Origin of the sequence: Streptomyces sp. NPDC002734 (assembly GCF_040295685.1) — a bacterium.
Lineage (GTDB): Bacteria > Actinomycetota > Actinomycetes > Streptomycetales > Streptomycetaceae > Streptomyces.
Map to the genome: position 1 here is coordinate 117124 of NZ_JBEOVU010000016.1, position 23501 is coordinate 140624.

General features: G+C 73.6%; 22 protein-coding genes and 2 pseudogenes. 12 read left to right on the plus strand and 12 right to left on the minus strand.

Annotated features, from left to right (window positions below):
• Positions 1-33: 33 nt before the first annotated feature.
• Positions 34-729, minus strand: a complete 696-nt coding sequence (locus ABT026_RS16665) for a hypothetical protein (protein ID WP_351115181.1) — start codon at positions 727-729, stop codon at positions 34-36.
• 330 nt (positions 730-1059) lie between these two features.
• Here ABT026_RS16665 and ABT026_RS16670 point away from each other — a divergent pair, with 330 nt between their 5' ends.
• Positions 1060-3186: a putative bifunctional diguanylate cyclase/phosphodiesterase gene (locus ABT026_RS16670; protein WP_351115182.1), complete on the plus strand. Its 2127-nt coding sequence runs from the start codon at positions 1060-1062 to the stop codon at positions 3184-3186.
• 96 nt (positions 3187-3282) lie between these two features.
• The gene (locus ABT026_RS16675) at positions 3283-3558 is read left to right on the plus strand and encodes a DUF1876 domain-containing protein (RefSeq protein ID WP_351115183.1); all 276 of its coding nucleotides are present in this window, start codon (positions 3283-3285) and stop codon (positions 3556-3558) included.
• Between the two features lie 153 nt (positions 3559-3711).
• On the opposite strand, the gene ABT026_RS16680 is transcribed toward ABT026_RS16675, so the two are convergent.
• The gene (locus ABT026_RS16680; RefSeq protein WP_351115184.1) at positions 3712-4599 is read right to left on the minus strand and encodes a LysR family transcriptional regulator; all 888 of its coding nucleotides are present in this window, start codon (positions 4597-4599) and stop codon (positions 3712-3714) included.
• 92 nt (positions 4600-4691) lie between these two features.
• On the opposite strand from ABT026_RS16680, the gene ABT026_RS16685 reads away from it, so the two are divergent.
• The 3 genes from ABT026_RS16685 to ABT026_RS16695 are packed head-to-tail and all read left to right on the plus strand — an operon-like array spanning position 4692 to position 8093.
• Positions 4692-5399, plus strand: coding sequence for a succinate dehydrogenase (locus ABT026_RS16685; protein ID WP_351115185.1), 708 nt, complete (start codon positions 4692-4694; stop codon positions 5397-5399).
• A gap of 1 nt (position 5400) precedes the next feature.
• Entirely contained in the window at positions 5401-7347 is a 1947-nt protein-coding gene (locus tag ABT026_RS16690; protein WP_351115186.1) for a fumarate reductase/succinate dehydrogenase flavoprotein subunit, read from the plus strand.
• The gene (locus tag ABT026_RS16695; protein WP_351115187.1) at positions 7344-8093 is read left to right on the plus strand and encodes a succinate dehydrogenase/fumarate reductase iron-sulfur subunit; all 750 of its coding nucleotides are present in this window, start codon (positions 7344-7346) and stop codon (positions 8091-8093) included. Before ABT026_RS16690 ends, ABT026_RS16695 begins: the two co-directional genes overlap by 4 nt.
• A gap of 150 nt (positions 8094-8243) precedes the next feature.
• Here ABT026_RS16695 and ABT026_RS16700 read toward each other — a convergent pair whose 3' ends face one another.
• A complete protein-coding gene (locus ABT026_RS16700; RefSeq protein ID WP_351115189.1) occupies positions 8244-10025 on the minus strand; it encodes a SpoIIE family protein phosphatase in 1782 nt (593 codons plus the stop codon).
• A 177-nt stretch (positions 10026-10202) separates the two neighbouring features.
• Between ABT026_RS16700 and ABT026_RS16705 the strand changes: the two genes are divergently transcribed.
• The gene (locus ABT026_RS16705) at positions 10203-10694 is read left to right on the plus strand and encodes a phosphatase domain-containing protein (protein WP_351115190.1); all 492 of its coding nucleotides are present in this window, start codon (positions 10203-10205) and stop codon (positions 10692-10694) included.
• Between the two features lie 21 nt (positions 10695-10715).
• Here ABT026_RS16705 and ABT026_RS16710 read toward each other — a convergent pair whose 3' ends face one another.
• On the minus strand, positions 10716-10931 hold the full coding sequence (locus ABT026_RS16710; protein ID WP_351115191.1) for a dodecin: 216 nt from the start codon (positions 10929-10931) through the stop codon (positions 10716-10718).
• 247 nt (positions 10932-11178) lie between these two features.
• Between ABT026_RS16710 and ABT026_RS16715 the strand changes: the two genes are divergently transcribed.
• Positions 11179-12438, plus strand: a complete 1260-nt coding sequence (locus ABT026_RS16715; protein ID WP_351115192.1) for an extracellular solute-binding protein — start codon at positions 11179-11181, stop codon at positions 12436-12438.
• A 21-nt stretch (positions 12439-12459) separates the two neighbouring features.
• On the opposite strand, the gene egtD is transcribed toward ABT026_RS16715, so the two are convergent.
• The 7 genes and pseudogenes from egtD to ABT026_RS16750 all read right to left on the minus strand — a co-directional run bounded on the left by egtD (position 12460) and on the right by ABT026_RS16750 (position 18644).
• On the minus strand, positions 12460-13422 hold the full coding sequence (gene egtD / locus ABT026_RS16720; RefSeq protein ID WP_351115193.1) for an L-histidine N(alpha)-methyltransferase: 963 nt from the start codon (positions 13420-13422) through the stop codon (positions 12460-12462).
• A gap of 20 nt (positions 13423-13442) precedes the next feature.
• Positions 13443-14243: an ergothioneine biosynthesis protein EgtC gene (gene egtC / locus ABT026_RS16725; protein ID WP_351115195.1), complete on the minus strand. Its 801-nt coding sequence runs from the start codon at positions 14241-14243 to the stop codon at positions 13443-13445.
• A complete protein-coding gene (egtB, locus tag ABT026_RS16730; protein ID WP_351115197.1) occupies positions 14243-15670 on the minus strand; it encodes an ergothioneine biosynthesis protein EgtB in 1428 nt (475 codons plus the stop codon). The genes egtC and egtB overlap by 1 nt, the downstream gene beginning before the upstream one ends.
• Positions 15670-16959 (minus strand): ergothioneine biosynthesis glutamate--cysteine ligase EgtA, encoded by a 1290-nt coding sequence (gene egtA / locus ABT026_RS16735; protein WP_351115198.1) that lies wholly within the window; start codon positions 16957-16959, stop codon positions 15670-15672. Before egtA ends, egtB begins: the two co-directional genes overlap by 1 nt.
• Before the next feature lie 367 nt (positions 16960-17326).
• Positions 17327-17782 carry an iron chaperone gene (locus ABT026_RS16740; protein ID WP_351115199.1) on the minus strand — a complete coding sequence of 152 codons (456 nt, stop codon included), beginning with the start codon at positions 17780-17782 and terminating at the stop codon, positions 17327-17329.
• A gap of 123 nt (positions 17783-17905) precedes the next feature.
• Positions 17906-18366 (minus strand): annotated as a pseudogene (locus ABT026_RS16745) (VOC family protein).
• A 65-nt stretch (positions 18367-18431) separates the two neighbouring features.
• Positions 18432-18644 (minus strand): hypothetical protein, encoded by a 213-nt coding sequence (locus tag ABT026_RS16750; protein WP_351115200.1) that lies wholly within the window; start codon positions 18642-18644, stop codon positions 18432-18434.
• A 345-nt stretch (positions 18645-18989) separates the two neighbouring features.
• Here ABT026_RS16750 and ABT026_RS16755 point away from each other — a divergent pair, with 345 nt between their 5' ends.
• From ABT026_RS16755 to ABT026_RS16765, 3 genes are all read left to right on the plus strand, one after another.
• Positions 18990-19295 (plus strand): hypothetical protein, encoded by a 306-nt coding sequence (locus ABT026_RS16755; protein WP_351115201.1) that lies wholly within the window; start codon positions 18990-18992, stop codon positions 19293-19295.
• A 1-nt stretch (position 19296) separates the two neighbouring features.
• On the plus strand, positions 19297-20571 hold the full coding sequence (locus tag ABT026_RS16760; protein WP_351115203.1) for a glycosyltransferase: 1275 nt from the start codon (positions 19297-19299) through the stop codon (positions 20569-20571).
• 103 nt (positions 20572-20674) lie between these two features.
• Positions 20675-20881 carry a DUF4287 domain-containing protein gene (locus ABT026_RS16765; protein ID WP_351115205.1) on the plus strand — a complete coding sequence of 69 codons (207 nt, stop codon included), beginning with the start codon at positions 20675-20677 and terminating at the stop codon, positions 20879-20881.
• 171 nt (positions 20882-21052) lie between these two features.
• Here ABT026_RS16765 and ABT026_RS16770 read toward each other — a convergent pair.
• Positions 21053-21286 (minus strand): annotated as a pseudogene (locus ABT026_RS16770) (MmyB family transcriptional regulator); the annotation flags it as partial.
• Between the two features lie 52 nt (positions 21287-21338).
• Here ABT026_RS16770 and ABT026_RS16775 point away from each other — a divergent pair.
• Together ABT026_RS16775 and gdhA are read left to right on the plus strand one after the other, a co-directional pair.
• Entirely contained in the window at positions 21339-21848 is a 510-nt protein-coding gene (locus ABT026_RS16775) for an anthrone oxygenase family protein (RefSeq protein ID WP_351115206.1), read from the plus strand.
• Positions 21849-22148: 300 nt separating this feature from the next.
• Positions 22149-23486 (plus strand): NADP-specific glutamate dehydrogenase, encoded by a 1338-nt coding sequence (gdhA, locus tag ABT026_RS16780; protein WP_351115207.1) that lies wholly within the window; start codon positions 22149-22151, stop codon positions 23484-23486.
• Positions 23487-23501: the final 15 nt, after the last annotated feature.

Below are 23501 nucleotides of genomic sequence, written 5' to 3' on the forward strand. Positions count from 1 at the left end.
GGGACGGGTCGGGAACAGGGCGGGTCGCCGGTGTCACCGGGGGCGGAGCGCCGCCACGGCGATCACCGCGGGGGCGGTGATCAGCAGGGCGAGCCGGACGAGGGAGCGGCGGGGGCGCGGCGGCAGCGAGGGCGTCGCGGCCTTGCGGACCGGATAGACCACGGGCTTCACCGGCGGCGCCTTCGGCCGGTCGACCGTCGGCTTCGGCTCCGGTTTCGGCTCAGGCTTCGGCGCGGGCGGCGCGGGCGGCGCGGGCGGCGCGGGCGGCGCGGGGCGCGGCGGCGGGGGAGGAGGCGTGGGGACGGGGGCCGGCGGCGGGGCCGCGGCGACCGGAGGGGCGACCGAGGGCGGCGCGGCCGGCGGCGGAGGAGGCGGTGGCGGCTCGGGCGTGGGCTGCGGAGCCGGGGGCGGCGGAGGGGGCGGGGTGGGTGTCGGCGTCGGGGCGGGCCTGGGGCACGGCCCCGCCTGGGCGTACGCGCCCGCGCCGTCGAGCCGCGCGATCGCGTCCCCGGCCGCCGCGGTGAGCCCGTCCGGTCCGGCGACGGCGACCAGGCCGCCGGGAGGAGTGGCGAACCCGCCCGGCGGCGGCACCGGCCCCACCGCGACGGCACCCGCGTCCGTGACGACGCCCGCGGCCGCTCCGTGCGGACCGCTCGAGGCGTACGCGCAGGCGTCCGCCACGGCCGCCGTCGGCCACCCGGGCCCGGTGAACCAGACGATCGAGGTCACCGCGAGCGTCCGTGTGGCCAGGGCGAGGCGATGTCGTGTAGGTCTCTCCACAGGAGTGATCATCGTCACGGCACTCCGGGACTACGCCGGATGTGTCATCGATTGCTGCGAACGGGTGGAAATGAGGGCGCGATGTTAACGACATGTCCGTCCAATTCGATTGACGGCCAACAGGGAGCGACCGCTATCGGATGGTCAATTTCCGTTTCTGCTCGCATGGTTGGCCGATTGATCAGTAGCCTCACCTCGACCGTCGGCCGTCTACTCCCCGGAGTGCCAGATGAACTGTCCTGCCCGTGCGTCGCGGAGCGTGGGTGGAGGCCGGACGGCATGACGGGGGCCCAGGACTCGCCGACGGACGGCCCGGACCGGTTCGCCACCGCGTGGAGCCGGGCGCTCCTGCCGGGGGCGCCGCCCGAGGCGGTGCGCGCACTGGGGGAGCGGCTGCTGCCGGCCGCCCGCGGACTGCGGGACGCGCTGCGCGCCCGGATCACCGACACGGCGGCGGGGGCGGAGGCCGGGGCCGCGCTGGTACGCGCCGGCCACGCCGAGCCCGAGGCGGTGGGCCGCACCCTGGAGTGCCTGGACTCCCACGCCGCCTGCTGCCTGGGGGACCGGGACACCGACCCCGCCGTGCTGCGGCCCCGCGCCGTACGGATCGGGGCCGCTCTGGCCTCCGGCTTCGCCGGGGCGCTGCGCGACCGTACGGTGACCGACCAGCGGGCGGTGGCCCGCGCCGCGCTCGGCGCCCAGGCCCAGCTCAACGAGGGCGCCACCCAGGCCCTGCACGAGAGCGAGGCCCGGTTCCGCGCCGTCTTCGAGGGCGCCGCCACCGGGATCTGGATCGCCGGACCCGACTCGACGATCCTGCAGGTCAACGGCGCGATGACGCGGATGTTCGGCGGCAACGCCGAGGCCCTGCTGGGCCGTCGCCTCACCGAGCTCACGCACCCCGAGGACGGCGCCCAGGTCTGGCGGCTGCACGACGAACTGGTCCGCGGGACCCGCGAGCACTACCGCGTGGACAAGGCGTTCACCCGCCCCGACGGCACCGTGCTGTGGACCAACCTCACGGTCTCCCTGCTCCGCGACGCCGACGGCCGCCCGCAGTACCAGCTCGCCCTCATGGAGGACACCACCGAGCGGCGGCTGCTCAACCTGCGCCTGCGCTACGAGGCCACCCACGACGCGCTCACCGGGCTGCCCAACCGCACCCTGTTCTTCGAACGGCTGGAGAAGGCCGTGGCGGCCGGCCACGGCAAGCGCTTCGGCCTCTGCTACCTGGACCTCGACGGCTTCAAGACGGTCAACGACAGCCTCGGCCACCAGACCGGCGACCGGCTCCTGGTCGAGGTCGCCGACCGGCTTCAGGCATGCGCCACCGGACCCGGCGAGATGGTGGCCCGGCTCGGCGGCGACGAGTTCGTCGCCCTGACCACCGGCCTCGGCGTCGAACGGGGCGTCGACGAGCTGGCCGAGCGGATCATGAACGCCCTGGCGACGCCGGTGCGCGTCGACGGGCGCGAACTGACCGTGCGCGGCTCCGTCGGCATCGTGGAGGGCGCGGCCGGCGAGCGGGGCGCCGCCGAGGTGCTGCGCAGCGCCGACATCACCATGTACCGCGCCAAGTCGGCGGGCGGCAACCGGTTCGAGTTCGCCGACCCGGAGGCCGACGCCCGCGCCATCAGCCGCCACCGCCTCACCAACGCGCTCCCCGCCGCCCTGGACAACGGCGAGTTCTTCATCGAGTACCAGCCGCTGGTCCGCCTGGAGGACGGCAGCGTGGGCGGCGCCGAGGCGCTGGTGCGCTGGCTGCACCCGCAGCAGGGCGTGGTGGGACCGGACCACTTCATCCCGCTCGCCGAACGGACCGGGCTGATCGTGCCGCTGGGCCGCTGGGTGCTGGAACAGGCCGTGCGGCAGGCCCGCGAGTGGAACGGCGCCACGCGGGTCAACGTCAACCTCTCCCCGTGCCAGCTCACCGACCCCGGCCTGGTCCGCGACACCGCGCGGATCCTGGAGGACGCCGGACTGCCCCCGCAGGCGCTCTGCCTGGAGATCACCGAATCGGCGCTGGTGGGCGCGGAGGACGAGGTGCTGCGACCGCTGCGCACCCTGTGCGAGATGGGCGTGGACATCGCCCTGGACGACTTCGGCACCGGGTACTCCAACCTGGCCGGACTGCGGCGCCTGCCGGTGAGCGAGCTGAAGCTGGACCGTTCCTTCACCCGTGGCATCCGCACGTCGCCGGCCGACCCGGTGGACGTCAAGATCGTCGAAGGGGTCGTGCGGCTGGCCCGCACACTGGGGCTCTCGGTCACCGTCGAGGGGGTCGAGACCGCGGCCCAGGCCGAGCGGCTGCGCAAACTGGGCTGCGACACCGCGCAGGGCTGGTACTACGCGCGTCCCGGCCCGCCGGAGCGCCTCCACCAGCTCGCTCTCGCCGACGCCTGCTGACGCAGGGCCGCGCCCGCCGACGCGGGCCGCGCACCTGCTGCGTCACGGGCGCATCGGGCGCACCCTGGAAGGAGGACCTTCAGGAGGTGAGGCACCATGCTGCACACCGCAGTGGGATGGCACGTCGAGATGGAGTTCAAGGAGGACGACACCCGCACCCGGGCCGCCGCGATGGTGCGGCTGCCCGACGGCAGCGAGATCCGCGGCCACGGGCACGCCAGCCGGCACGACTCCGACGCCAACCAGCCGAGAGTGGGTGAGGAGGTCGCCGGGGCCAGGGCGCTGAACGACATCGCCCTGCAACTGCTCGACAAGGCCCACCGGGAGATCGACACGGAGGCCGGCCGCCCCTCCCACCCGATCTCGGTCTGACCCGTACCCCCCGTCCGGGCCCGTTCCGGCCGTGCCCCGGCCGCCGGCGGGCCCCATGGCCCCGCAGCTCCCGCGGCTGCGGGGCCGTCGCGCGCCCCGGCGCGGGACGGGGAGCCGTGACGGGAAGTGCGGGACCGGGAGCCCGGGCCGCCGTCACCGTCCCAGGAGCAGCCGCTGCAGCTCACGGGCGGCCCGCGGCGGCGCCACGTCGCTGCGGTGGGCCAGCGCGATGGTCCGCGACGGGACCGGCGCCGCCAGCGGCGTCACCCGCAGCCCGGCCCGCGCCGCCACCATCCGCGGGACCACGGCGACCCCCAGGCCCGCCCGCACGAAGCCGAGCACCGCGTCCATCTCACCGCCCTCGACGGCGAAGTCCGGCTCGAACCCCTCCGCCCGGCACGCCTCCACCGTCAGTTCCCGCAGGTCGTAGCCGTGGCGGAACATGACCAGCCGTTCCCCCTCCAGGTCGGCGATCCGCACCCGCCGCGCCGGCCCGCGCCCGTGCCCCGGCGGCGGGGACTCCGGGGAGGACACCACCACCAGCTCCTCGCGCAGCAGCTCCACGGTGGTCAGGGCGGGCGAGGGCGTCCGCAGCGGCAGCACCACCAGGGCCAGGTCCAGCGCACCGCGCGCCAGCTCCCGCACCAGGTCGTGCGACCCGCCCTCCTCGATCAGCAGCTGGATGCCCGGGTAACGGTCGTGGAAGGCCCGCAGCACGTCCGGGAGCAGGCCGGTGCACAGACTCGGCGTCGCGCCCAGCCTCACCCGCCCGCGCCGCAGCTGCGCCACCTCCTGGACCTCCTGGCGGGCGGTCTCGGTGTCCGCGAGGATCCGCCGGGCCAGCGGCAGCAGCGTCTCCCCGGCGTCCGTCAGGGTGATGTTCCCGCGCGCCCGCAGGAACAGGTCCGCCCCCAACTCCCGCTCCAGCGCCTTGATCTGCTGGGAGAGCGAGGGCTGCGCGACGTGGACCAGTTCCGCCGCACGGGTGAAGTGCCGGGTCTCGGCCACCGCCACGAAATACCGCAGTTGCTGCAGGTGCATGCCGCGATGATAGGCAGCAATAGGCTGTACCTATCAAAACGAGGCGCACCATGTCTTGGACCGATCGGCCCAGGCGGTCGTACCTTCGCTCCATGGCTCTGGCAACGCGGACGGGCCGACGGCCGTCCAGAACACGCGCGGTGTGGGACTCGACCGTCGGCAAGAAGGCCGTGATGGCCGTCAGCGGCCTGATCATGCTGCTGTACCTGGTCGCCCACATGATCGGCAACCTCAAGGTCTTCTTCGGCCCGGGCGAGTTCAACGCCTACGGCCACTGGATCCGCACCGTCGGCGAGCCGTTCATGCACTACACGTGGACGCTGTGGATCATCCGGGTCGTGCTGGTGGCGGCGGTCGTGGCCCACGCCACGGCGGCCTACCAGCTCAGCCGCCGCGACATCAGGGCGCGCCCGGCCAAGTACGTCCACGCCAGGCGCCGGGCGAGCTACGCCACCCGCACCATGCGGTGGGGCGGCGTGATCCTCGGCCTGTTCATCGTGTGGCACATCCTGGACCTGACCACCGGCCACGTCCACGCGGGCGGCTTCCAGGAGGGGCACCCGTACCAGAACGTGGTGGACACCTTCTCCACCTGGTACGGCAACGTGATCTACATCGTCGCCATGCTGGCGCTCGGGCTGCACATCCGGCACGGCTTCTGGGCCGCCGCACAGACGCTCGGCGCGGGCGGCCGCACACGCGACCGCGCCCTGAAGGGCGTCGCCAATCTTCTCGCGCTGCTGCTCACGGCCGGTTTCGTCGCCGTCCCGGTGGGCGTCATGACCGGAGTGGTGAGCTGACATGTCCTACATTCGCTACACGACCGGCGAGCCCGTCGCCGACACGAAGGCGCCCTCCGGTCCCGTCCACGAGCGCTGGGACCGGCGCCGCTTCGAGGCGAAGCTGGTCAACCCGGCCAACCGCCGCAAGCACACCGTGATCGTCGTCGGGACCGGCCTGGCCGGCGGTTCGGCCGGCGCCACCCTCGCCGAACAGGGCTACAAGGTCGTCCAGTTCTGCTTCCAGGACTCCCCGCGCCGGGCCCACTCGGTCGCCGCGCAGGGCGGCATCAACGCGGCGAAGAACTACCGCAACGACGGCGACTCGATCCACCGGCTCTTCTACGACACGGTCAAGGGCGGGGACTTCCGCGCCCGCGAGTCCAACGTCCACCGGCTCGCCCAGATCTCCGTGGAGATCATCGACCAGTGCGTGGCCCAGGGCGTGCCCTTCGCCCGCGAGTACGGCGGCCTGCTCGACAACCGCTCCTTCGGCGGCGTCCAGGTCTCCCGCACCTTCTACGCCCGCGGCCAGACCGGCCAGCAGCTCCTGCTCGGGGCCTACCAGGCCCTGTCCCGGCAGATCGCGGCCGGCAACGTCGAACTGCACCCGCGCACCGAGATGCTCGACCTGATCGTCGTCGACGGCCGCGCCCGCGGCATCGTCGCCCGCGACCTGGTCACCGGGCGGATCGACACCTACTTCGCCGACGCCGTCGTCCTGGCCACCGGCGGCTACGGCAACGTCTTCTACCTGTCGACCAACGCCATGAACTCGAACGCGACCGCCGTCTGGCGGGCGCACCGGCGCGGCGCCCTGTTCGCCAACCCCTGCTTCACCCAGATCCACCCCACCTGCATCCCGCGCACCGGCGACCACCAGTCCAAGCTCACCCTGATGAGCGAGTCGCTGCGCAACGACGGCCGCATCTGGGTGCCCAAGGCACCCGGTGACGGCCGGGCGCCGAACGAGATCCCCGAGGAGGAGCGCGACTACTACCTGGAGCGCCTCTACCCCTCCTTCGGCAACCTGGTGCCCCGCGACATCGCCTCCCGGGCCGCCAAGAACGTATGCGACGAGGGCAGGGGGGTGGGCCCCGGAGGACAGGGCGTCTACCTCGACTTCGCCGACGCCGTCGGGCGCATGGGACGCAGGAAGGTCGAGGAGAAGTACGGCAACCTCTTCGAGATGTACGAGCGGATCACCGCGGAGAACCCCTACGAGGTGCCGATGCGGATCTACCCCGCCGTGCACTACACGATGGGCGGACTGTGGGTCGACTACGACCTGCAGACCACCGTCCCCGGGCTGTTCGCCGTCGGCGAGGCCAACTTCTCCGACCACGGGGCCAACCGGCTCGGCGCCTCCGCCCTGATGCAGGGCCTGGCCGACGGCTACTTCGTGCTGCCGGCCACCATCAACGACTACCTCGCCCGCCACCCGCACGCCGAGGACGTCACCGCCGCGCACCCGGCCGCCCGCGAGGCGGTGGACGCCACCCGCGAGCGCCTCGAGCGGCTGCTGTCCGTCGACGGCGACCGCACCCCCGACTCCTTCCACCGCGAACTGGGCGAGCTGATGTGGGAGTTCTGCGGCATGGCGCGCGACGAGGGCGGCCTGCTCAAGGCGCTCGAGCGGATCCCGCAGATCCGCGAGGAGTTCTGGCGGCGCATCAAGGTGCCCGGCACCGGCGAGGAGTTCAACCAGTCGTTGGAGAAGGCGAACCGCATCGTCGACTACCTCGAACTCGCCGAGCTGATGTGCCTGGACGCCCTGCACCGCACCGAGTCCTGCGGCGGCCACTTCCGCGAGGAGTCGCAGACCCCCGACGGCGAGGCCGCCCGCAAGGACGACCAGTTCTCCTACGCGGCCGCCTGGGAGTTCACCGGCACCGGCACCGCGCCCGTGCTGCACAAGGAAGACCTGGTCTTCGAGTACGTCCACCCCACCCAGCGGAGCTACGCATGAAGCTCACCCTGCGCGTCTGGCGCCAGCGCGACGCCGCCGACGACGGCGCCATGTCCACGTACGAGGTGGACGGCATCTCCCCCGACATGTCGTTCCTCGAGATGCTCGACACCCTCAACGAGAAGCTCATCCTGGAGGGCGAGGACCCCGTCGCCTTCGACCACGACTGCCGCGAGGGCATCTGCGGCGCCTGCTCCCTGGTCATCGACGGCAACGCCCATGGACCGGAGCGGACCACCACCTGCCAGCTCCACATGCGCTCCTTCCGGGACGGCGACGTCATCGACGTCGAACCCTGGCGGGCCGCCGCCTTCCCGGTGATCAAGGACCTGGTGGTGGACCGGTCCGCGTTCGACCGCATCGTCCAGGCCGGCGGCTACATCACCGCGCCGACCGGCGCCGCACCCGAGGCGCACGCGACGCCGGTGCCCAAGCCGGACGCCGACTACGCCTTCGAGCACGCCGAGTGCATCGGCTGCGGGGCGTGCGTGGCGGCCTGCCCCAACGGCGCCGCGATGCTGTTCACCTCCGCCAAGGTCAACCACCTGAACGTCCTCCCGCAGGGCGCCCCCGAACGGGAGACCCGGGTGCTGGACATGGTGGAGACGATGGACGCCGAGGGCTTCGGCGGCTGCACCCTGGCGGGGGAGTGCGCGACGGTCTGCCCCAAGGGCATCCCGCTGTCGTCCATCACCGACATGAACCGCGAGTGGCTCCGCGCCACCGCCAAGGGAGCGCGGCGCTAGCCGCGCAGGAGGCGGCGTCAGCCGCACGACGCGGCGTCAGCCGCACAAGGACCGTTCGCCGACGAGGTGCGGACGGGCGGGGCCGGCGTGGTGCTCATACCGGCCCCGCCGAACCCTCCACCGCACGGGCGCCGTCCCGTCGCGCCGCGGTCACCGGGCGGACGGCCGCCAGCGGGGCGGCCACGCCGAGGACTCGGCCGGGACGCGCACCGCGAGCATCGCCACGTCGTCCTCGTTGTGCGGCGGGCGTGAGCTCTCGAGGAGTTCGTCGGTGAAGTCGTCCAGGTCCCGGTGGACCAGCGAGGCGGCGTTCCGGCGCAGACGCTCGAGGCCGTCGTCGATGGCATCGCGCGGCGACTCGACCAGCCCGTCCGTGTACAGCACGAGGGTGGACCCCGGCGGCAGCGGTGCGACCCCGTCGGGCCGCTCGGGAGAGATGCCCAGGCCGAGCAACGGGGCGTGTCCGTCGAGGAGGTAGCGCGCCTCGCCGTCCCGGGTCACCAGCAGGGGCGGCGGATGACCGGCGTTGGTCCAGGACAGCTCGTAGCGGCCCTCCGCCGAGCAGGTCAGCCGCCCGCAGATCAGCGTGGCCATGGAGACCTCCGCGATGTGCGTGCACGCCTGGTCCAGCCATTCGACGATCTTGCTCGCCGGTTTCTGCTCGGACCAGCTGTAGGCGCGGAGCATGTTGCGCAGCTGCGCCATGCCGGCGGCGGCCTCCAGGTCGTGGCCCACCACGTCCCCGACGGCCAGTATCAGGGCTCCGTCGCGCAGCACGAACGCGTCGTACCAGTCGCCGCCGACCTCGAGGTCCTCCGGTGCGGGCCGGTAGCGTGCGGCCAGGCCCAGGCCCGGCACCCGCGGAAGCTGGGGCAGCAGATGCCGCTGCATCGTCCTGCCCACGGTGAGCTGCCGCTCGTACAGGCGCGCGTTGTCCAGCGCCAGACCGGCACGGCGGGTGATGTCCTCCAGCAGCGGCAGGTGGGCCGGCGTGTACGGCTCCGGCTGCTCGCTGCGCCCCAGCGTGAGCGCGCCGAGCACCTGCCGCAGGCCTCGGATCGGCGCGATGACGGCGGAGTGCATGCCGGTGGCGTCGAACAGGCGGCGCTGCGCCACGGCGATCTCCGCGTCGGATGGCCCCTGGTAGGTCTCCCGGCCCGCGATCGCGGAGGCCGCCCCGCGCAGGGCCCGGGAGAGAGGCATCACGGACTCCGGAGGGATCGGCGGCATCGGCCCTTCCAGGTCGTGCCTGCGGACCACCACACCGTCCTCCTGATGGGCCACGGCGAACCGGGTCACCTCCGAGTCCCGCTCGATCAGGTCGACGACGGCCCAGTCGGCGAGCCGGGGCACCATGAGCTGCGTCAGCCTGCGCAGGGCCTCCTCCACGTCGAGGGTGCTGGTCAGCCGTGTCGTGGTCTCGGCCAGCAGGGCGAGCCGCTCCAGTTCCGAGAGCGTCGCGCCGTCCGGTCCGGCCGGCCCAGGGGCGTCCGTCGCCTCCGCCCCGCCGTCCGCACCGGTGACGGCGTCCTCGCCGGCGCCCGGGGTGAAGATCACCAGCGCCACCGGATCGAGCGTCCCCACCTGGCACCCGGTGGCGAGCCAAGCCACCTTCACCACCGAGCCGTCGGCGCACCCGACCCACATGCGGTCGCCCTGCGCGGTCCGCCGGGTCAGCCCGGCCTCGCGGATTCCGCAGCGTGCCCGGGCCACGGTCTCGCCGTGCTCGTTGCGGTGGAGCAGGTCGTGGCCGTCCTGCCCGACCATCGCGGAGGCGTCCATGCCCACGAGCTCGGCCAGGGCCGGGCTGACCGCCAGGATGGTCCCCGACGCCGCGGCCATGTAGGCGGGAGCGACCAGGGAGTCGAGCGCCCTGCCGATCGCCGCCAGGGCCTCCGTGTCCGTCGGTGTGCCGTCCTCGTGGTCCGCCATCGGTGTCCGCCGCCTCCCGGTGTGCTCGAGGGCCGGGAGGTGGTCGTCCCGGTCCGGTCCATGGTGCCCGCGCGGGACCGCGGTGATTCCTCCCCGCCCCGGAGATCAGCCGGACGCGCCCGGCGGGTGCGCGCCCGCGAGGGCGTGACAGCGGTGGCGCACCCTAGGCTGGGAGGCGTGACGGAGACCCGACGCCCCCTCGCCGTGTTCGACCTCGACAACACGCTCGCGGACACCGCGCACCGTCAGCACTTCCTGGAGACCCGGCCCAAGAACTGGGACGCCTTCTTCGACGCCGCCCCCCAGGACCCGCCGCTGGCCGAGGGCGTCGCCCTGGCCCTGGAGGCCGCCGAGGAGTGCGAGGTGGTCTACCTGACCGGCCGCCCCGAGCGGTGCCGCCGCGACACCCTGGCCTGGCTCGCCGCCCAGGGACTGCCCGAAGGCCGGATGTGGATGCGGCGCAACCACGACCGTCGCCCGGCCCGGCGCACCAAGCTGGAGATCCTGCGGGACCTGGCCCGAGGCCGGGAGATCCGCATGCTGGTCGACGACGACGAACTGGTCTGCGACGACGCGCGGCGCGCGGGCTTCCGGGTCGTCAGGGCACGCTGGGCGGCCGGGGCGTCGGAGGGTCTGCGCGAGGCGCAGGAACGCGAGGGCCGGACCTGACGGACCGCGGGGAGCCGCCCGTCACTCCGGTTCCTCGATCCGGAAACCCACCTTCAGTCCCACCTGGTAGTGCGCGATCTCGCCGTCCTCGATGTGCCCGCGCACCTGGGTGACCTCGAACCAGTCCAGGTTCCGCACGGTGCGCGAGGCGCGTGAGACGGCGTTGCGGATCGCGTGGTCGACCCCCTCGTGGGAGCTCCCGACGATCTCGGTGACCCGGTAGACGTTGTCCGACATGGCGGCGACTCCTTCTCCAGGGCGTCGCGGGGACGAGGACGCCCGACTCGTTCCACCGTGCCCCATGCCGGGGCGGACCGCGAGGCGTGCCCGGCGGTCGTGGGCCCGAAGCCGTCCGTCAAGCCTTGACGACGGTATTGGTCCATACCAAGATATTGGTCCATACCAAAGAGGCGCCCCCGCGAGCCGACCGTGCTCGTCCCCCCACGGGTCTTCCTGCTGCACCCTCCACAGAACAGGACCCACCGTGAGACGTCGTCCGCTCGCACTCCTGGCCGTCTGCGCCGCCCTGACGACCACCGCCGCCTGCGGGCTGCTGCCCGGCGGGGAGGGCCGTGAGACGGTCACCGTCTGGCTGATGAAGGGCACCGCGTCCGCGGACTTCCTGCGTCGCTTCACCGCCGATTTCGAGGCGGACCACCCGGACACCCGGCTGGACATCCGCATCCAGGAGTGGACCGGCATCGGCCCCAAGGTCCAGGCGGCGATGGACCCCGAGGAGAACCCCGAGGGGCCGGACGTCATCGAGGTCGGCAACACCCAGGTGCCCCAGTACGTGGAGGGCCAGCTCTTCGACCTGACCCTGGAGGCGGTGCGCGACTGGGGCGTCGACGACTGCCTGCCCGGCCTCGCGGACCCGGGCCGCGACCGCAACCAGCAGTACGGCATCCCCTGGTACGCGGCCAACCGGGTGGTGGTCTACCGCAAGGACCTCTTCGAGGAGGCCGGCGTCACCCCGCCCCGCACCCGCGAGGAATGGCTGGACGTCACCCGGCGGCTGGACACCTCGGGGAACCAGGGCATCTACCTGGCCGGTCAGGACTGGTACACGCTGGCCGGATTCATCTGGGACGAGGGCGGCGACCTCGCCGTCGAGCGCACCAGCTCCTGGCAGGGCGCCCTGCACACCGCGGAGGCCCTGCGGGGCATGGAGTTCTACCGGCAGTTGCACGCCCTGGGCGAGGGCCCCGCCAACGCCGACGAGGAACACCCGCCGCAGGCAGGGGTGTTCGCCGAGGGGAGGACCGCCCAGATCATCGCGGTGCCGGGTGTGGTGCAGACCGTCCTCGCCGAGAACCCCGAACTGAAGGACAAGATCGGCTACTTCCCCGTCCCGGGGAAGCGCGCGGACAAGCCCGGCGCCGTCTTCACCGGCGGTTCCGACCTCATCGTCCCGCGCAACACCGACCAGGCCGGCCGGGCCATCGACGTCATCGGGGCGCTGGTGGGCGAGAAGTGGGCCACCGACCTGGCCCGGACCATGAACTACGTGCCCAACAAGGAGAAGCTGGCCGACGCAGTCGCCGACAACGAGGGCGTGGCGGCGATGGCCGAGGGCGCCGCGCAGGGCCGCGCCACGCCCTCCACCCCCGAGTGGGCCGAGGTGGAGGCCGACAACCCCATCAAGCGGTACATGACGGCGGTCCTCCAGGGCGGCGACGCCCGCCGTGAGGCCGAGAAGGCGTCGCAGCACATCACCGAGGTCCTGGACCCGGTCTACGGCTGAGCCGACGCCCCGCGGGGCCCGTCAGGACACCACGCCCAGCCAGAGCGCGTACCGGTCCTCGCGGTCCGTCCACCCGTGGGCGACCTCCATCCCCACCGCCGCGAGTTCCGCCCGCACCTTCTCCGGGCGGAACTTGGCGGAGATCTCCGTCCGGATCTCCTCGCCCTCGGCGAGGTCGACGACCAGATCCACGCCCGGGATCTTCACGGTCTGCGCCTTCCGCGCCCGCAGCCGCATCTCGATCCATTCGGCCTCGGCGTTCCACACCGCCACGTGGTCGAACAGCTCCGGCCGGAAGTCCGCGCCCAGCTCGCGGTTGACCACCCGCAGCACGTTCCGGTTGAACTCCGCGGTCACACCCGCCGCGTCGTCGTACGCGCGCACCAGCACCCGCTCGTCCTTCACCAGGTCGGTCCCCAGCAGCAGCGCGTCACCGGGGGCCAGCGACCCGCGCACGGAGGCGAGGAACCGGGAGCGCTCCGCCGGCTCCAGATTGCCCACGGTCCCGCCGAGGAAGGCCACCAGCCGCGGGCCGGGGCCCTCGGGCAGCTCGAGCCGCCCGGTGAAGTCCGCCACCACGGCGTGCACCTCCAGCCCCGGCAGCCGCCCGGCGAGCTCCTCGCCCGCCCCCGTCAGGGCGCTCTCGCTCACGTCCACCGGCACGTACAGCCCCAGATCCGGCATGGCGTCCAGCAGCAGCCGGGTCTTCTCCGAGGACCCCGAACCCAGCTCCACCAGCGTCCGGGCCCCGGCGAACCGGGCGATCTCCGCCGACCGGTCGGTGAGGATCTCCCGCTCGGCACGCGTCGGGTAGTACTCCGGCAACCGGGTGATCTCGTCGAAGAGTTCGCTGCCGCGCGCGTCGTAGAACCAGCGCGGCGGCAACGTCCGCGGGCGGCCGCCCAGCCCGGCGAGGACGTCGGCGCTCAGCGACGCCCGGGCGGCGTCCTCGGGCAGTGTGCGGGAGATACGGAACGGGCTCACGGCTTGCTCCTTCTGCTCCTTCAACGGTGCGGGCTCCGGACGTCCGCGCCGGCCGGCGGCCCGGGGCCGCCGGGGTCGTCGTCCAGCGGGGTGAGCAGCACATCGGTACGGGTGGCCGCCAGCAGCGTCCGGTCCGGGACCTCCCGCCAGCGGGGATCGTCGTCGTACGGCTCGGACGCCACCACCACGGGGCCGTCCGGCTCGGCGAGGTACCACAGGGTGTCCCCCCACGCCGTGGCGGCGATCGCGTCGCCTCCGGTGAGCAGCAGGTTGAGCCGCGAGCCGGGCGCGGCGGCCGCGACCTCCGCGACCGCCCCGGCCAGCGCCCGCCCGGCCTCCTCCCCGGCCCGCAGACGCCGCAGGACCAGGGCCCAGACGAACGCCGAGTCGGTGCGCGCCTCCAGTTCCAGCAGCCGGGCCGGCGGCAGCGCCGCGGTGAGCGCGGCCATCGATCCCGGCCAGCCGGACACCGCCCCGTTGTGGCTGAACAGCCACCGCCCCGCGGCGAACGGCGCGGCCGCCGCCTCCCCGTCGGCGCCCGCCTCGGTGGCGTCCCGTACGGCCGCCAGCACCGCGCCGGAGCACACCACCCGCGCCAGGTCGGCGAACGAGAGGTCCGCCCACACCGGCCCGGCCCTGCGGTAGCGGCCCGGCACCGGGTCGCCCGGCGCGTACCAGCCCACCCCGAACCCGTCGGCGTTGACCGTCCCGTGGCGCTGCCTGCGCGGCTCCCAGGACTGCCGGAACAGACTGTGCGGGGGAGCGACCAGTACCCGCCCCAACGGCACCGGCGGCCCCAGGTAGGCGAGGTGCCGGCACATCAGTGCGCGCCTTCGCCGAACGGGCCGCCCGGCGGCACGCCGCCCCCCGGCGCCGGACGCTCGGCGACCGCCGAGCGCGCGGTGCGGAAACCGGAGAAGATCTGCCGCCGCACCGGGTAGTCCCAGTTGCGGAACGTCCCCCGGCAGGCCACCGGGTCCACGGCGAAGGAACCTCCGCGCAGCACCTTGTACTCGGAGCCGAAGAACACCTCGGAGTACTCCCGGTAGGGGAAGGCGGAGAAACCCGGGTAGGGGAGGAAGTCGCTCGCCGTCCACTCCCACACGTCGCCGATCAACTGCCCCACACCCAGCGGGGACCGGCCCGCCGGGAAGCTGCCCGCGGGCGCCGGACGCAGGTGCCGCTGGCCGAGGTTGGCGCGCTCCGAGGACGGGTCCTCGTCGCCCCAGGGATACCGCCGCGAGCGGCCGGTCGCGGGGTCGTGCCGGGCCGCCTTCTCCCACTCCGCCTCCGTCGGCAGCCGCCGCCCCGCCCACCGGGCGTAGGCGTCCGCCTCGTACCAGCTCACGTGCATCACCGGCTCGTCCGGCGGGACCGCCTCCGTCCGGCCGAACCGCCGCCGCAGCCACTGCCCGCCCTCCCGCCACCAGAACAACGGCGCCCGCACGCCCTGGGAGCGCAGCAGGGCGAAGCCCTCCGGCCGCCACCAGCGGGGCCGGTCGTAGCCGCCGTCCTCCATGAAGGCGAGGAAGGCCGCGTTGGTGACCGGGGCGGTGTCCAGGAAGAACGGAGCCACCTCCACCACGTGCGCGGGACGCTCGTTGTCCAGCGCCCACGGCTCGTCGGAGGTCCCCCTCACGAACGGGCCGCCGGGGACCAGGACCTCGGCGGGCCCCCGGTGCGCCGGCGCGGGTTCCGGGTCGGGAGCGGTCAGGACCGCCGGGCCGCGCCGCAGCTGGTGGGTGATCAGCATCGTCTCGTCGTGCTGCTGCTCGTGCTGGGCGACCATGCCGTAGGCGAACGCGGCGTCGGTGAGCGGCGACGACCCGTCGAGGGAGGCCGCCTCCAGCAGGTCCAGGACCCGGCCGCGGACCTCGGCGGCGTACCTCCTGGCCTCGTCGGGCGACAGCAGCGGCAGCGCCGGACGCTCCGCGCGGGGGTGCTCGAAGGCGTCGTACAGGCCGTCGATCTCCGGCCGCAGCGCCTCACGCCCGCCCACCGCACGCAGCAGCCACTGCTCCTCCTGGTTGCTGACGTGCGCCAGGTCCCACACCAGCGGCGACATCAACGGAGAGTGCTGGGCGGTCAGTTCGTGGTCCTCCACGCAGGAGGTCAGCAGCGCGGTGCGTTCCCGGGCCGCGGCCAGGGCCCGCGCGGCGCGTTCCCGGGCCGCCTCGGGGGAGCCGGCGCCACGGGGCGTGGCGTCGGCCGGGTCGCCGGTCGGGCCGTCGGTCGTGCCGTCGGTCATCAGGAGAGCTCCTTCCCCTGCCGCAGGGCGTCCAGCAGGTCGTCGGCCGGACACCGGCCGCGGGCGACGTACCGCTCGGTGAACTCCCCGACCGCGTCGATCACCGCGGCGCCCGCCCCCAGCCGGGGCAGCGCCTCCAGCGCCGCCGCGAAGCAGACGGCGGCGGCCTCCCGCAGCTCCGGGTCGGCCAGGGCGTGCCGGGCCGCACCGGTCCACAGCGGGTTGTGCGGCGCGGGCAGCTGACCGCACCGCTCGGCGAGCGGCTTCACGGCCCGGAAGGCGGTCTCGGTGGCGGCCAGGTCGTCGAAGAGCGCCGCCGCCACCGCGAGCGGCACGATCCAGCCGTCGTCGCCCGGCTGGGCGTCGAGCATCCGCAGCTCCAGGAAGCCGCGGGGCCGCACCGGCGGGAACAGCGTGGTCAGGTGGTACTCGAGGTCCTCCCGACGCGGCCCCTGCCCGCTCGCCGCGCCCCGGCGCAGCCAGTCGCGGAAGGTCGTCCCGTCGGGTACCTCCCACGGGCCGACGGTCCGGCGGCGGCACATCAGCTCCGCGTCCAGCGCGTGCCGCGTCCAGGCCGCCCGGGGCTCAGCGTCCAGCGGGGGAGCACCGGCGCGTGCCGCGCCGATCTCCGCCCACCGCAGCTGCCGGGTGGAGCGCCAGCCGGTGGCGCGCCGCTCGGCCACGGGGGAGTGGGCGAAGGCCGCCAGCAGCACCGCGCCCAGCAGGTGCGACATCCGCCAGCGCCGCACGTGCCCCAGCGGGCCCGGCTCCTCGTACCCCGCGTCCAGGTTGACCTGGACCGAGGCCGAGGTGCACATCATGCTCCGGCCGGCCGGACCCGCGCGGTCCAGGCTGCGCTCCATCGCGTCGTACCGGGGCTCGCGCAGGAAGCGCCGGGGCGCCTGCCAGGGATCCAGCCCCATGCCCGCCAGGGTCAGGCCCTGAGCGGCAAGCATGGACCGCACCGTCGCGAGATCGGCGCGCATGGTCTCCACGCACTCGGTCAGCGAGGCCGCGGGCCGGGAGCTCAGCTCGATCTGGCCGCCCGGCTCCGCGGTCAGGAGCGAGCGCACCGGCAGCCCGGGCAGCGCCGCGTGCGCCGCCTCCAGCCGCTCGGCGCTGACGGTGGTACGTGGGTCCTCCAGGTCGTGGACCAGCCATTCCAGTTCCACGCCGAGCAGTCGCGGCGGACCGGTCTTGAAGCAGATGCCGTGGACCAGCGCCTCGGCGCCGGCCTCGGACAACACTTCTCCGGACCGCGCCGCCGCCGTCCCTGTCGCCTCGGACATGCCGGGGTTCTCCCTCCTGAGAGAGTCGACGCCGCTGGCTTCCCACCCAAGACCCTGACACGGAAGGACACAAGGGCGCACCTCGGGAGCCAGGGGGGCGGGAGAGGGCACAGGCGACCGCGAGAGCGCTAACAGCAAGAAGCGGCGCGCGATCGCGGGGTGCCGGGCGAGAGGCGCATCCGGCGGTGGGTTTCCCCGGGGGGAGCCCCGGACACGCGGGAGGGCCGGGCCCCGGGGTCACCCCCGGCCGGCCCGGCCCTCCCGCGACGCGGCCGACAGCCGGCGGCGCGGCCGACAGCCGGCGGCGCGGCCGACAGCCGGCGGCGCGGCCGTCGGTCCGCGGGGCCGCCGTCGGTCCGCGCCGCCGTCAGTCCGCGGCCCTGCGGACGAGTTCGGCGAGCCGCGCCTCGAGTTCGTCCGTGAGCTGCGTCAAGGCGTAGGCGGTCGGCCAGAACGCGCCGTCGTCCAGGGCGGCCACGTCGCTGAACCCGAACTCGGCGTAGCGGGTGTTGAACTTCCCCGCGGCCTTGAAGAAGCAGAGCACCTTGCCGCCCTTGGAGTAGGCGGGCATGCCGTACCAGAGCCGGGGAGCGAGCTCCGGGGCGGCCTCGCGGACGATCTCGTGGACGCGGGTGGCGAGGAGCCGGTCGGCCTCGTCCATCTCCGCGATCTTCGCGAGGACCTCGGGCTCGGGGTCGGCCTTGGCGCCGCGGCGCGAGACCTTCCGGACCTCCTTGGCGCGGTCCTTCATCGCGGCGATCTCCTCCGCCGTGAAACCTTCCTGCGCCTCGTCCACCGTGCCCGCCGCTCGTGTGGTCTTCATCGCGTTCCCCTCTCGCGCCGCCTCGCCGGGACCACCGGGTGTTCCGGGTCCACCGTGCCGCCTGTGTCCCTCACGCTAGGCGCGCGGAGCGTGCGGTGGCTTCTCGAGAACTGACCGGTCCGCTCAGCGGATCTCCTTCACCCGGATCAGGTTGCCCGCGGGGTCGCGGAAGGCGCAGTCCCGCACCCCGTAGGGCTGCTCCGTCGGCTCCTGCACGACCTCCCCGCCGCCCGCCCTGACCTTGTCGAAGACGGCGTCGAGCTGACGGGTGGCCAGCAGGATCCAGCCGAAGTGCCCTTGGCCATCATCTCGGCGATGGTGCGCCGTTCGGCGTCCGTGACGCCCGGATCCGCGCCGGGGGGAGCCAGCAGGACGGAGGTCTCCGGCTGTCCGGGGGGACCGACGGTGATCCAGCGCATGGTGCCCTCCCCGACGTCTCCGCGCACCTCGAAGCCGAGGAGGTCGCGGTAGAAGGCCAGGGAGGCTTCCGGGTCGTCGTGCGGGAGCGAGGCGGTGTTGATGCTCAGGTCCATGCCGTCACCGTAGAACGGCCGGACCCGCGCCGCCCGTTGTTCGCCGATCATGCTCGACCGGGCGATGCGGGCCCTCCCGGGACGGAGGGCCGAAGGGGCCGCGGTGGACCGGAGGTTCAGGGAAGCTCGGGGAAGGGCGGCGCGGCCGGGGGCCGCACGCCGTGCCCGGGGCCCCCGCCGTGCGGCGGACGGCCGGGGTGGACCTGGGGCGGAGGGCCGAGCAGCGGCGTGAGGCTGCGGTGTATGCGTTCGGCCTCCCCCCGCACCTGGACGGGGATGTCGCCGCGCTCGGCGACGAGGCGGTTGTAGATGGGCGTTTCCTGGAACACAGGTCTGCTTTCGTGACGGCCTGGGGCCGGATCCGGGGTGTGGGCACGGCCGGGCCGGTCACCGGCTCGGCCCGCGTCCCGCGCACCTCGCGCGGGGCGCCTGCTGGGGGGCGGGACCAGCCTAGGCCGTAGCCGATCTTATGGGGGTGCGATCGCCCCGATGCGACCGCCCCCGCCGCCCTCCGCGCCGCGCGCGGCCCCGCGACGGGCGACGTGACATGGCTCACCGCGGCGACGTGGCGGAGCTCACTGTGCGACAAATCGGACATTTCTGTCATGGTTCACGGCGCCGTCACGTCGGCGCACCGGCGGCCTGGAGGCCGCGGGCGACGAAGCCCACATGCCATGGAGGACACGGTGGTCCCGATCCGGAAGCAGCGGCCCGCGGTCGTACGCGAACGCTACGAGGTGCGCTTCAGCCCCTCGGTGCCGGTGCCGGTGCCGGTGCCGGTGCCGCGGGTCGGGGTGGGCAGACGTGTGCTGGCGGCCGCCCTGCTGTGGACGCTCGCCGTCCTGGGTGGTCTGTACTTCCTCGGGGACGGAGTGGTCATGCTGGCGCTCCTGCCGGTGGCCGCGGGCGGGTTCCTCGTCGGCGGCGCCGGACTGGTGCTCGGCCTGCTGGTCCGCGAACGGGCCAGGGGAGGCACCTGACATGGACCCCGGCAGCCTCCTGTTCCAGTTCGTCGTCCTCTACCCCGTCGCGACCGGCGCGGTGTGGATGGTCGGCGGCATCCTCTTCCGCCTGCTGGACCAGCGTTCCTCACTGGTCCGGCCGGAGGGCGGCTGGCCCGGAGTCACCGTCCTGGTCCCCGCCTACAACGAGGAGGCGGTCGTCGCGGATTGCGTGGCCGCACTGAGAGTCCTCGACTATCCGGATCTGGAGATCCTGATCCTCAACGACGGATCCCGCGACGGCACGGTCGCCGCGGCCCGCGCCGCCGCCGAGGGCGACCCGAGGGTCACCGTCGTGGACGACGGCGTCAACCGCGGCAAGGCCGACAGGCTCAACGGCGGGTTCCACCGGGCCCGCCATGACCTCGTCCTGTGCTGCGACGCGGACACCCACCTGCATCCCCAGGCCGTCAAGTACCTGGTCGCGCGCATGCTGCGCTCGCCGCGGTACGCGGCGGTGGCCGGCAGCCCGCACGTCACCAACCAGGCGGGCCTGATCCCCGCCATGCAGGTGCTCGAGGCGGCCGCGCTGATCCGGTTGATGCGGCGCACCCACGCCCTCGCCGGCCGCGTCGGGACCGTCGCCGGGGTCCTCGGACTCTTCCGCCGCCACGCCGTCCTCTCGGTCGGCGGGTACTGCCCGGCCATGGCCACCGAGGACATCGAACTCACCTGGCGGCTCCTGAAGGCCGGTTACCTCACCGGGTACGAGCCCGAAGCCGTGATCGGCATGGAGGTGCCGCACACCCTGCGCTCCGTCTGGGCGCAGCGCAGGCGTTGGGCGCGCGGGCAGGGAGAGGTGCTGCGCACCCACGGCCCGAGCGTCCTGCACCCCCGGCACCTGCCGATGTGGCCGATCCTCTTCGAGTCGGTCCTCTCCTATGTCTGGGTGCTGACGCTGGTCGGCACGACGCTCCACGGCCTGGTCTCCTGGCTGGTGCTGCACACCGACTCGGAGGTGCGGTGGATGCTCGGCTGGGGCATCGGGATCGCCGTCATGTGCGCCCTGCAGATCACCGTCGCCGCGGTCATCGACCGTCGCTCCGAGCCCAGTCTTCCCACCGCCTATCTGCTGACCCCGCTCTACCCCGTCGCCTACCGGCTGGTGAACGCGCTGGCCGCGTTCCGCCACCAGACCGCCGGCCTGGTCCGCGGCCCGCGCGGCAAGCGGGTCACCTGGGACCTGCCGCACGACGGCGCCCCCGGCACGGCAGGCGTCCCGGCCGCCTCCCACGGGCAGGGGCGCGTCTCCTGAACGAGAACGTGAGCGAGAACCGATGAGTTCGCGCGGTGCGGGCGGTCGTACGAGGTGACAGCGCTTCGGCGACCCCCGTACGGCACCCCGCAGGAGAGACCGCATGACCGCACCCGTGAAGGGCCCCGCGAGCTACTTCCCCTCCATCGAGAAGAAGTACGGCCGTCCGATCGCGGAATGGAAGGACCTGATTCGCGCCTCGCCGCTGACCCGGCACATGGAGCTCGTCGCCTGGCTCAAGAGCGAGCACGGACTCGGGCACGGCCACGCCAACGCCCTCGTCGCACACACCCTGGCCGAGACCGGCTGACGGCCCCGCAGGCTCCGGGACCGGGAGGCGACTCAGGGATGGAGAGGGCCGGCGGTCATGTCCTGGAGGCCGAAGACCTGGAGCAGCCGCAGCCAGTTCCGGGGGCCCACCGCCCGGACGCGCGGTGTGGACGATCAGGGAGCGTCGCCGGTCAGGCGTCAGCGGCACCTCGCAGTCCAGCTCCAGCAGCCGCACCACCGGATGCGGGAACCGCTTGACCGCGGTGCGCGGGACGGCCAGCCGATGGTCGTCCCACCGGCGGGCGAACTCCCCGCTCCCGGCCCGTAGTTCAGCCGCGAAGGCCGCCGGGCGCGGGTCGCCGGGATGCGCCGCGGTGACCGCCCGCAGGGTGGCGACCTGGGCGCGCGCGGGTGTGATCCGGCCGTAGGCTGCGGCCTGTCCCACCGCCGCGCGGGCACGGCCGTGCGGCGGCCGACGACATCAGGGGGAACACGCCATGGAGATGGAGACGGCTCGCTCGGTGGTCCTGGTCGCCGCGACGGTGACCACCGGTCTGATGGCCGGTCTGTTCCACGCCTTCTCGATCGCGGTGATGCCGGGGCTGGCCAGGACGGACGACCGGACCGTGGTGGAGACGATGCGGAACATCAACGTCGCCATCCTGAACGGCTGGTTCCTCCTCGGCTACGGGGGAGCGCTCGTGTGCGACGTGGCGGCCCTGGTCCTGCTCGCCGTGGACCGGGACGCGGGCGGCGGCCTCGTCCCGGTGGTGGCGGCGACCGCCTTGTACCTGGCCGCGGTCCTGCTGACCGCGCGCGTCAACATCCCGCTCAACAACGAGCTCGAGCAGGCGGGCGCGCGGGCCGGAGCGGCCGATCTCGCGGCGGCGCGGAGCCGTTTCGAGCGGCCGTGGGTCCGCGCCAACCACGTCCGGACCCTCCTGTGCACGGCGTCCCTCGCCCTGCTGTGCCTCGCGCTGGTGGAGCAGGGGGCGGCCACCGGGTGACGGCCCCGGCGCACCGTCGCTCCGATGGCGGGTCCGGCAGGACGACGGTATGTGTGAGGTGGGCCACTCAGGGTGACCGCTGAGCGGTGGGTGGTGTCCGCCATATGGATACGGCCGGTGGAATCGGTGGGACCACTGGGACAATGGAGGTGCACGAACGGTTCTGCGCGTCGCGCGCACGGGCATCCCCAGCTGTTGGGTGGCCCTCGGCGGCGTCCTCAACGGCGAGGGGAACCCTCTTGACCGCCCCCGGGACGGGGCGCAGAGATCATTCCGACCACGAGAGGTCACGGGCTGCACATGCGCGTCATCGAGTCGCTGTACGCGGAGATTCTCCGTCGCAACCAGGGTGAGACCGAGTTCCACCAGGCGGTGCGTGAGGTACTGGATTCCCTCGGCCCCGTGCTGGAGCGGCGGCCCGAGCTGGTCGAGGCCCGCATCGTCGAGCGCATGGCCGAGCCCGAGCGGCAGCTCATCTTCCGCGTGCCGTGGTCGGACGACGCCGGAAACATCCACGTCAACCGTGGCTTCCGTGTCGAGTTCAGCAGCACCCTCGGCCCGTACAAGGGCGGCCTGCGGTTCCACCCGTCGGTGAACCTGGGCATCGTGAAGTTCCTCGGCTTCGAGCAGATCTTCAAGAACGCGCTCACCGGCATGCCCATCGGCGGCGGCAAGGGCGGCTCCGACTTCGACCCCAAGGGCCGTTCGGACGCCGAGATCATGCGGTTCTGCCAGTCGTTCATGACCGAGCTCCACCGCCACCTCGGCGAGTACACCGACGTCCCCGCCGGTGACATCGGCGTCGGCGGCCGGGAGATCGGCTACCTGTTCGGTCAGTACAAGCGCATCACCAACCGCTACGAGTCCGGCGTCCTCACCGGCAAGGGCCTCGGCTGGGGCGGCGCCCAGGCGCGCACCGAGGCCACCGGCTACGGCTGCGTCCTGTTCACCCAGGAGATGCTGCGCAGCCGCGGGGGCTCGCTCGACGGCCGGCGCGTCGCGGTCTCCGGCTCCGGCAACGTCGCCATCTACGCGATCGAGAAGGCCCACCAGCTCGGCGCCACGGTGGTGACCTGCTCCGACTCCGGCGGCTACGTCGTCGACGAGAAGGGCATCGACCTCGAGCTCCTCAAGGAGATCAAGGAGGTCCGCCGGGGCCGCGTCTCCGAGTACGCCGAGGCCCGCGGCGACAGCGCCACCTACGTCCCCGGCGCCGGCCTGTGGAGCGTCCCGGTGGACGTCGCCCTGCCCTGCGCCACGCAGAACGAGCTGCACGAGGCCGACGCCGTCGCCCTGGTGCGCAACGGCGTCGAGGCGGTCGCCGAGGGCGCCAACATGCCCACCACCCCGGAGGCCGTCCGCGTCTTCCAGGAGGCCGGTGTGGCCTTCGGCCCGGGCAAGGCGGCCAACGCCGGCGGCGTGGCCACCAGCGCCCTGGAGATGCAGCAGAACGCCTCCCGCGACTCGTGGAGCTTCGCCCACACGGAGGAGCGCCTGGCGGAGATCATGCGCCACATCCACGACTCCTGCCACACCACCGCCGAGCGCTACGGCAGCCCCGGCAACTACGTGGTCGGCGCCAACATCGCCGGCTTCGAGCTGGTCGCCGACGCGATGCTCGCGCAGGGTCTCATCTGACCTGACGTCCCGACG

Coding starts and splice junctions, on each gene's coding strand:
- ABT026_RS16670 (WP_351115182.1), top strand. CDS start 1,060: ATGACGGGGGCCCAGGACTCGCCGACGGACGGCCCGGACCGGTTCGCC.
- ABT026_RS16675 (WP_351115183.1), top strand. CDS start 3,283: ATGCTGCACACCGCAGTGGGATGGCACGTCGAGATGGAGTTCAAGGAG.
- ABT026_RS16680 (WP_351115184.1), bottom strand. CDS start 4,599: ATGCACCTGCAGCAACTGCGGTATTTCGTGGCGGTGGCCGAGACCCGG.
- ABT026_RS16685 (WP_351115185.1), top strand. CDS start 4,692: ATGGCTCTGGCAACGCGGACGGGCCGACGGCCGTCCAGAACACGCGCG.
- ABT026_RS16690 (WP_351115186.1), top strand. CDS start 5,401: ATGTCCTACATTCGCTACACGACCGGCGAGCCCGTCGCCGACACGAAG.
- ABT026_RS16695 (WP_351115187.1), top strand. CDS start 7,344: ATGAAGCTCACCCTGCGCGTCTGGCGCCAGCGCGACGCCGCCGACGAC.
- ABT026_RS16700 (WP_351115189.1), bottom strand. CDS start 10,025: ATGGCGGACCACGAGGACGGCACACCGACGGACACGGAGGCCCTGGCG.
- ABT026_RS16710 (WP_351115191.1), bottom strand. CDS start 10,931: ATGTCGGACAACGTCTACCGGGTCACCGAGATCGTCGGGAGCTCCCAC.
- egtC (WP_351115195.1), bottom strand. CDS start 14,243: ATGTGCCGGCACCTCGCCTACCTGGGGCCGCCGGTGCCGTTGGGGCGG.
- egtB (WP_351115197.1), bottom strand. CDS start 15,670: ATGACCGACGGCACGACCGACGGCCCGACCGGCGACCCGGCCGACGCC.
- egtA (WP_351115198.1), bottom strand. CDS start 16,959: ATGTCCGAGGCGACAGGGACGGCGGCGGCGCGGTCCGGAGAAGTGTTG.
- ABT026_RS16740 (WP_351115199.1), bottom strand. CDS start 17,782: ATGAAGACCACACGAGCGGCGGGCACGGTGGACGAGGCGCAGGAAGGT.
- ABT026_RS16755 (WP_351115201.1), top strand. CDS start 18,990: ATGGAGGACACGGTGGTCCCGATCCGGAAGCAGCGGCCCGCGGTCGTA.
- ABT026_RS16760 (WP_351115203.1), top strand. CDS start 19,297: ATGGACCCCGGCAGCCTCCTGTTCCAGTTCGTCGTCCTCTACCCCGTC.
- ABT026_RS16765 (WP_351115205.1), top strand. CDS start 20,675: ATGACCGCACCCGTGAAGGGCCCCGCGAGCTACTTCCCCTCCATCGAG.
- ABT026_RS16775 (WP_351115206.1), top strand. CDS start 21,339: ATGGAGATGGAGACGGCTCGCTCGGTGGTCCTGGTCGCCGCGACGGTG.
- gdhA (WP_351115207.1), top strand. CDS start 22,149: ATGCGCGTCATCGAGTCGCTGTACGCGGAGATTCTCCGTCGCAACCAG.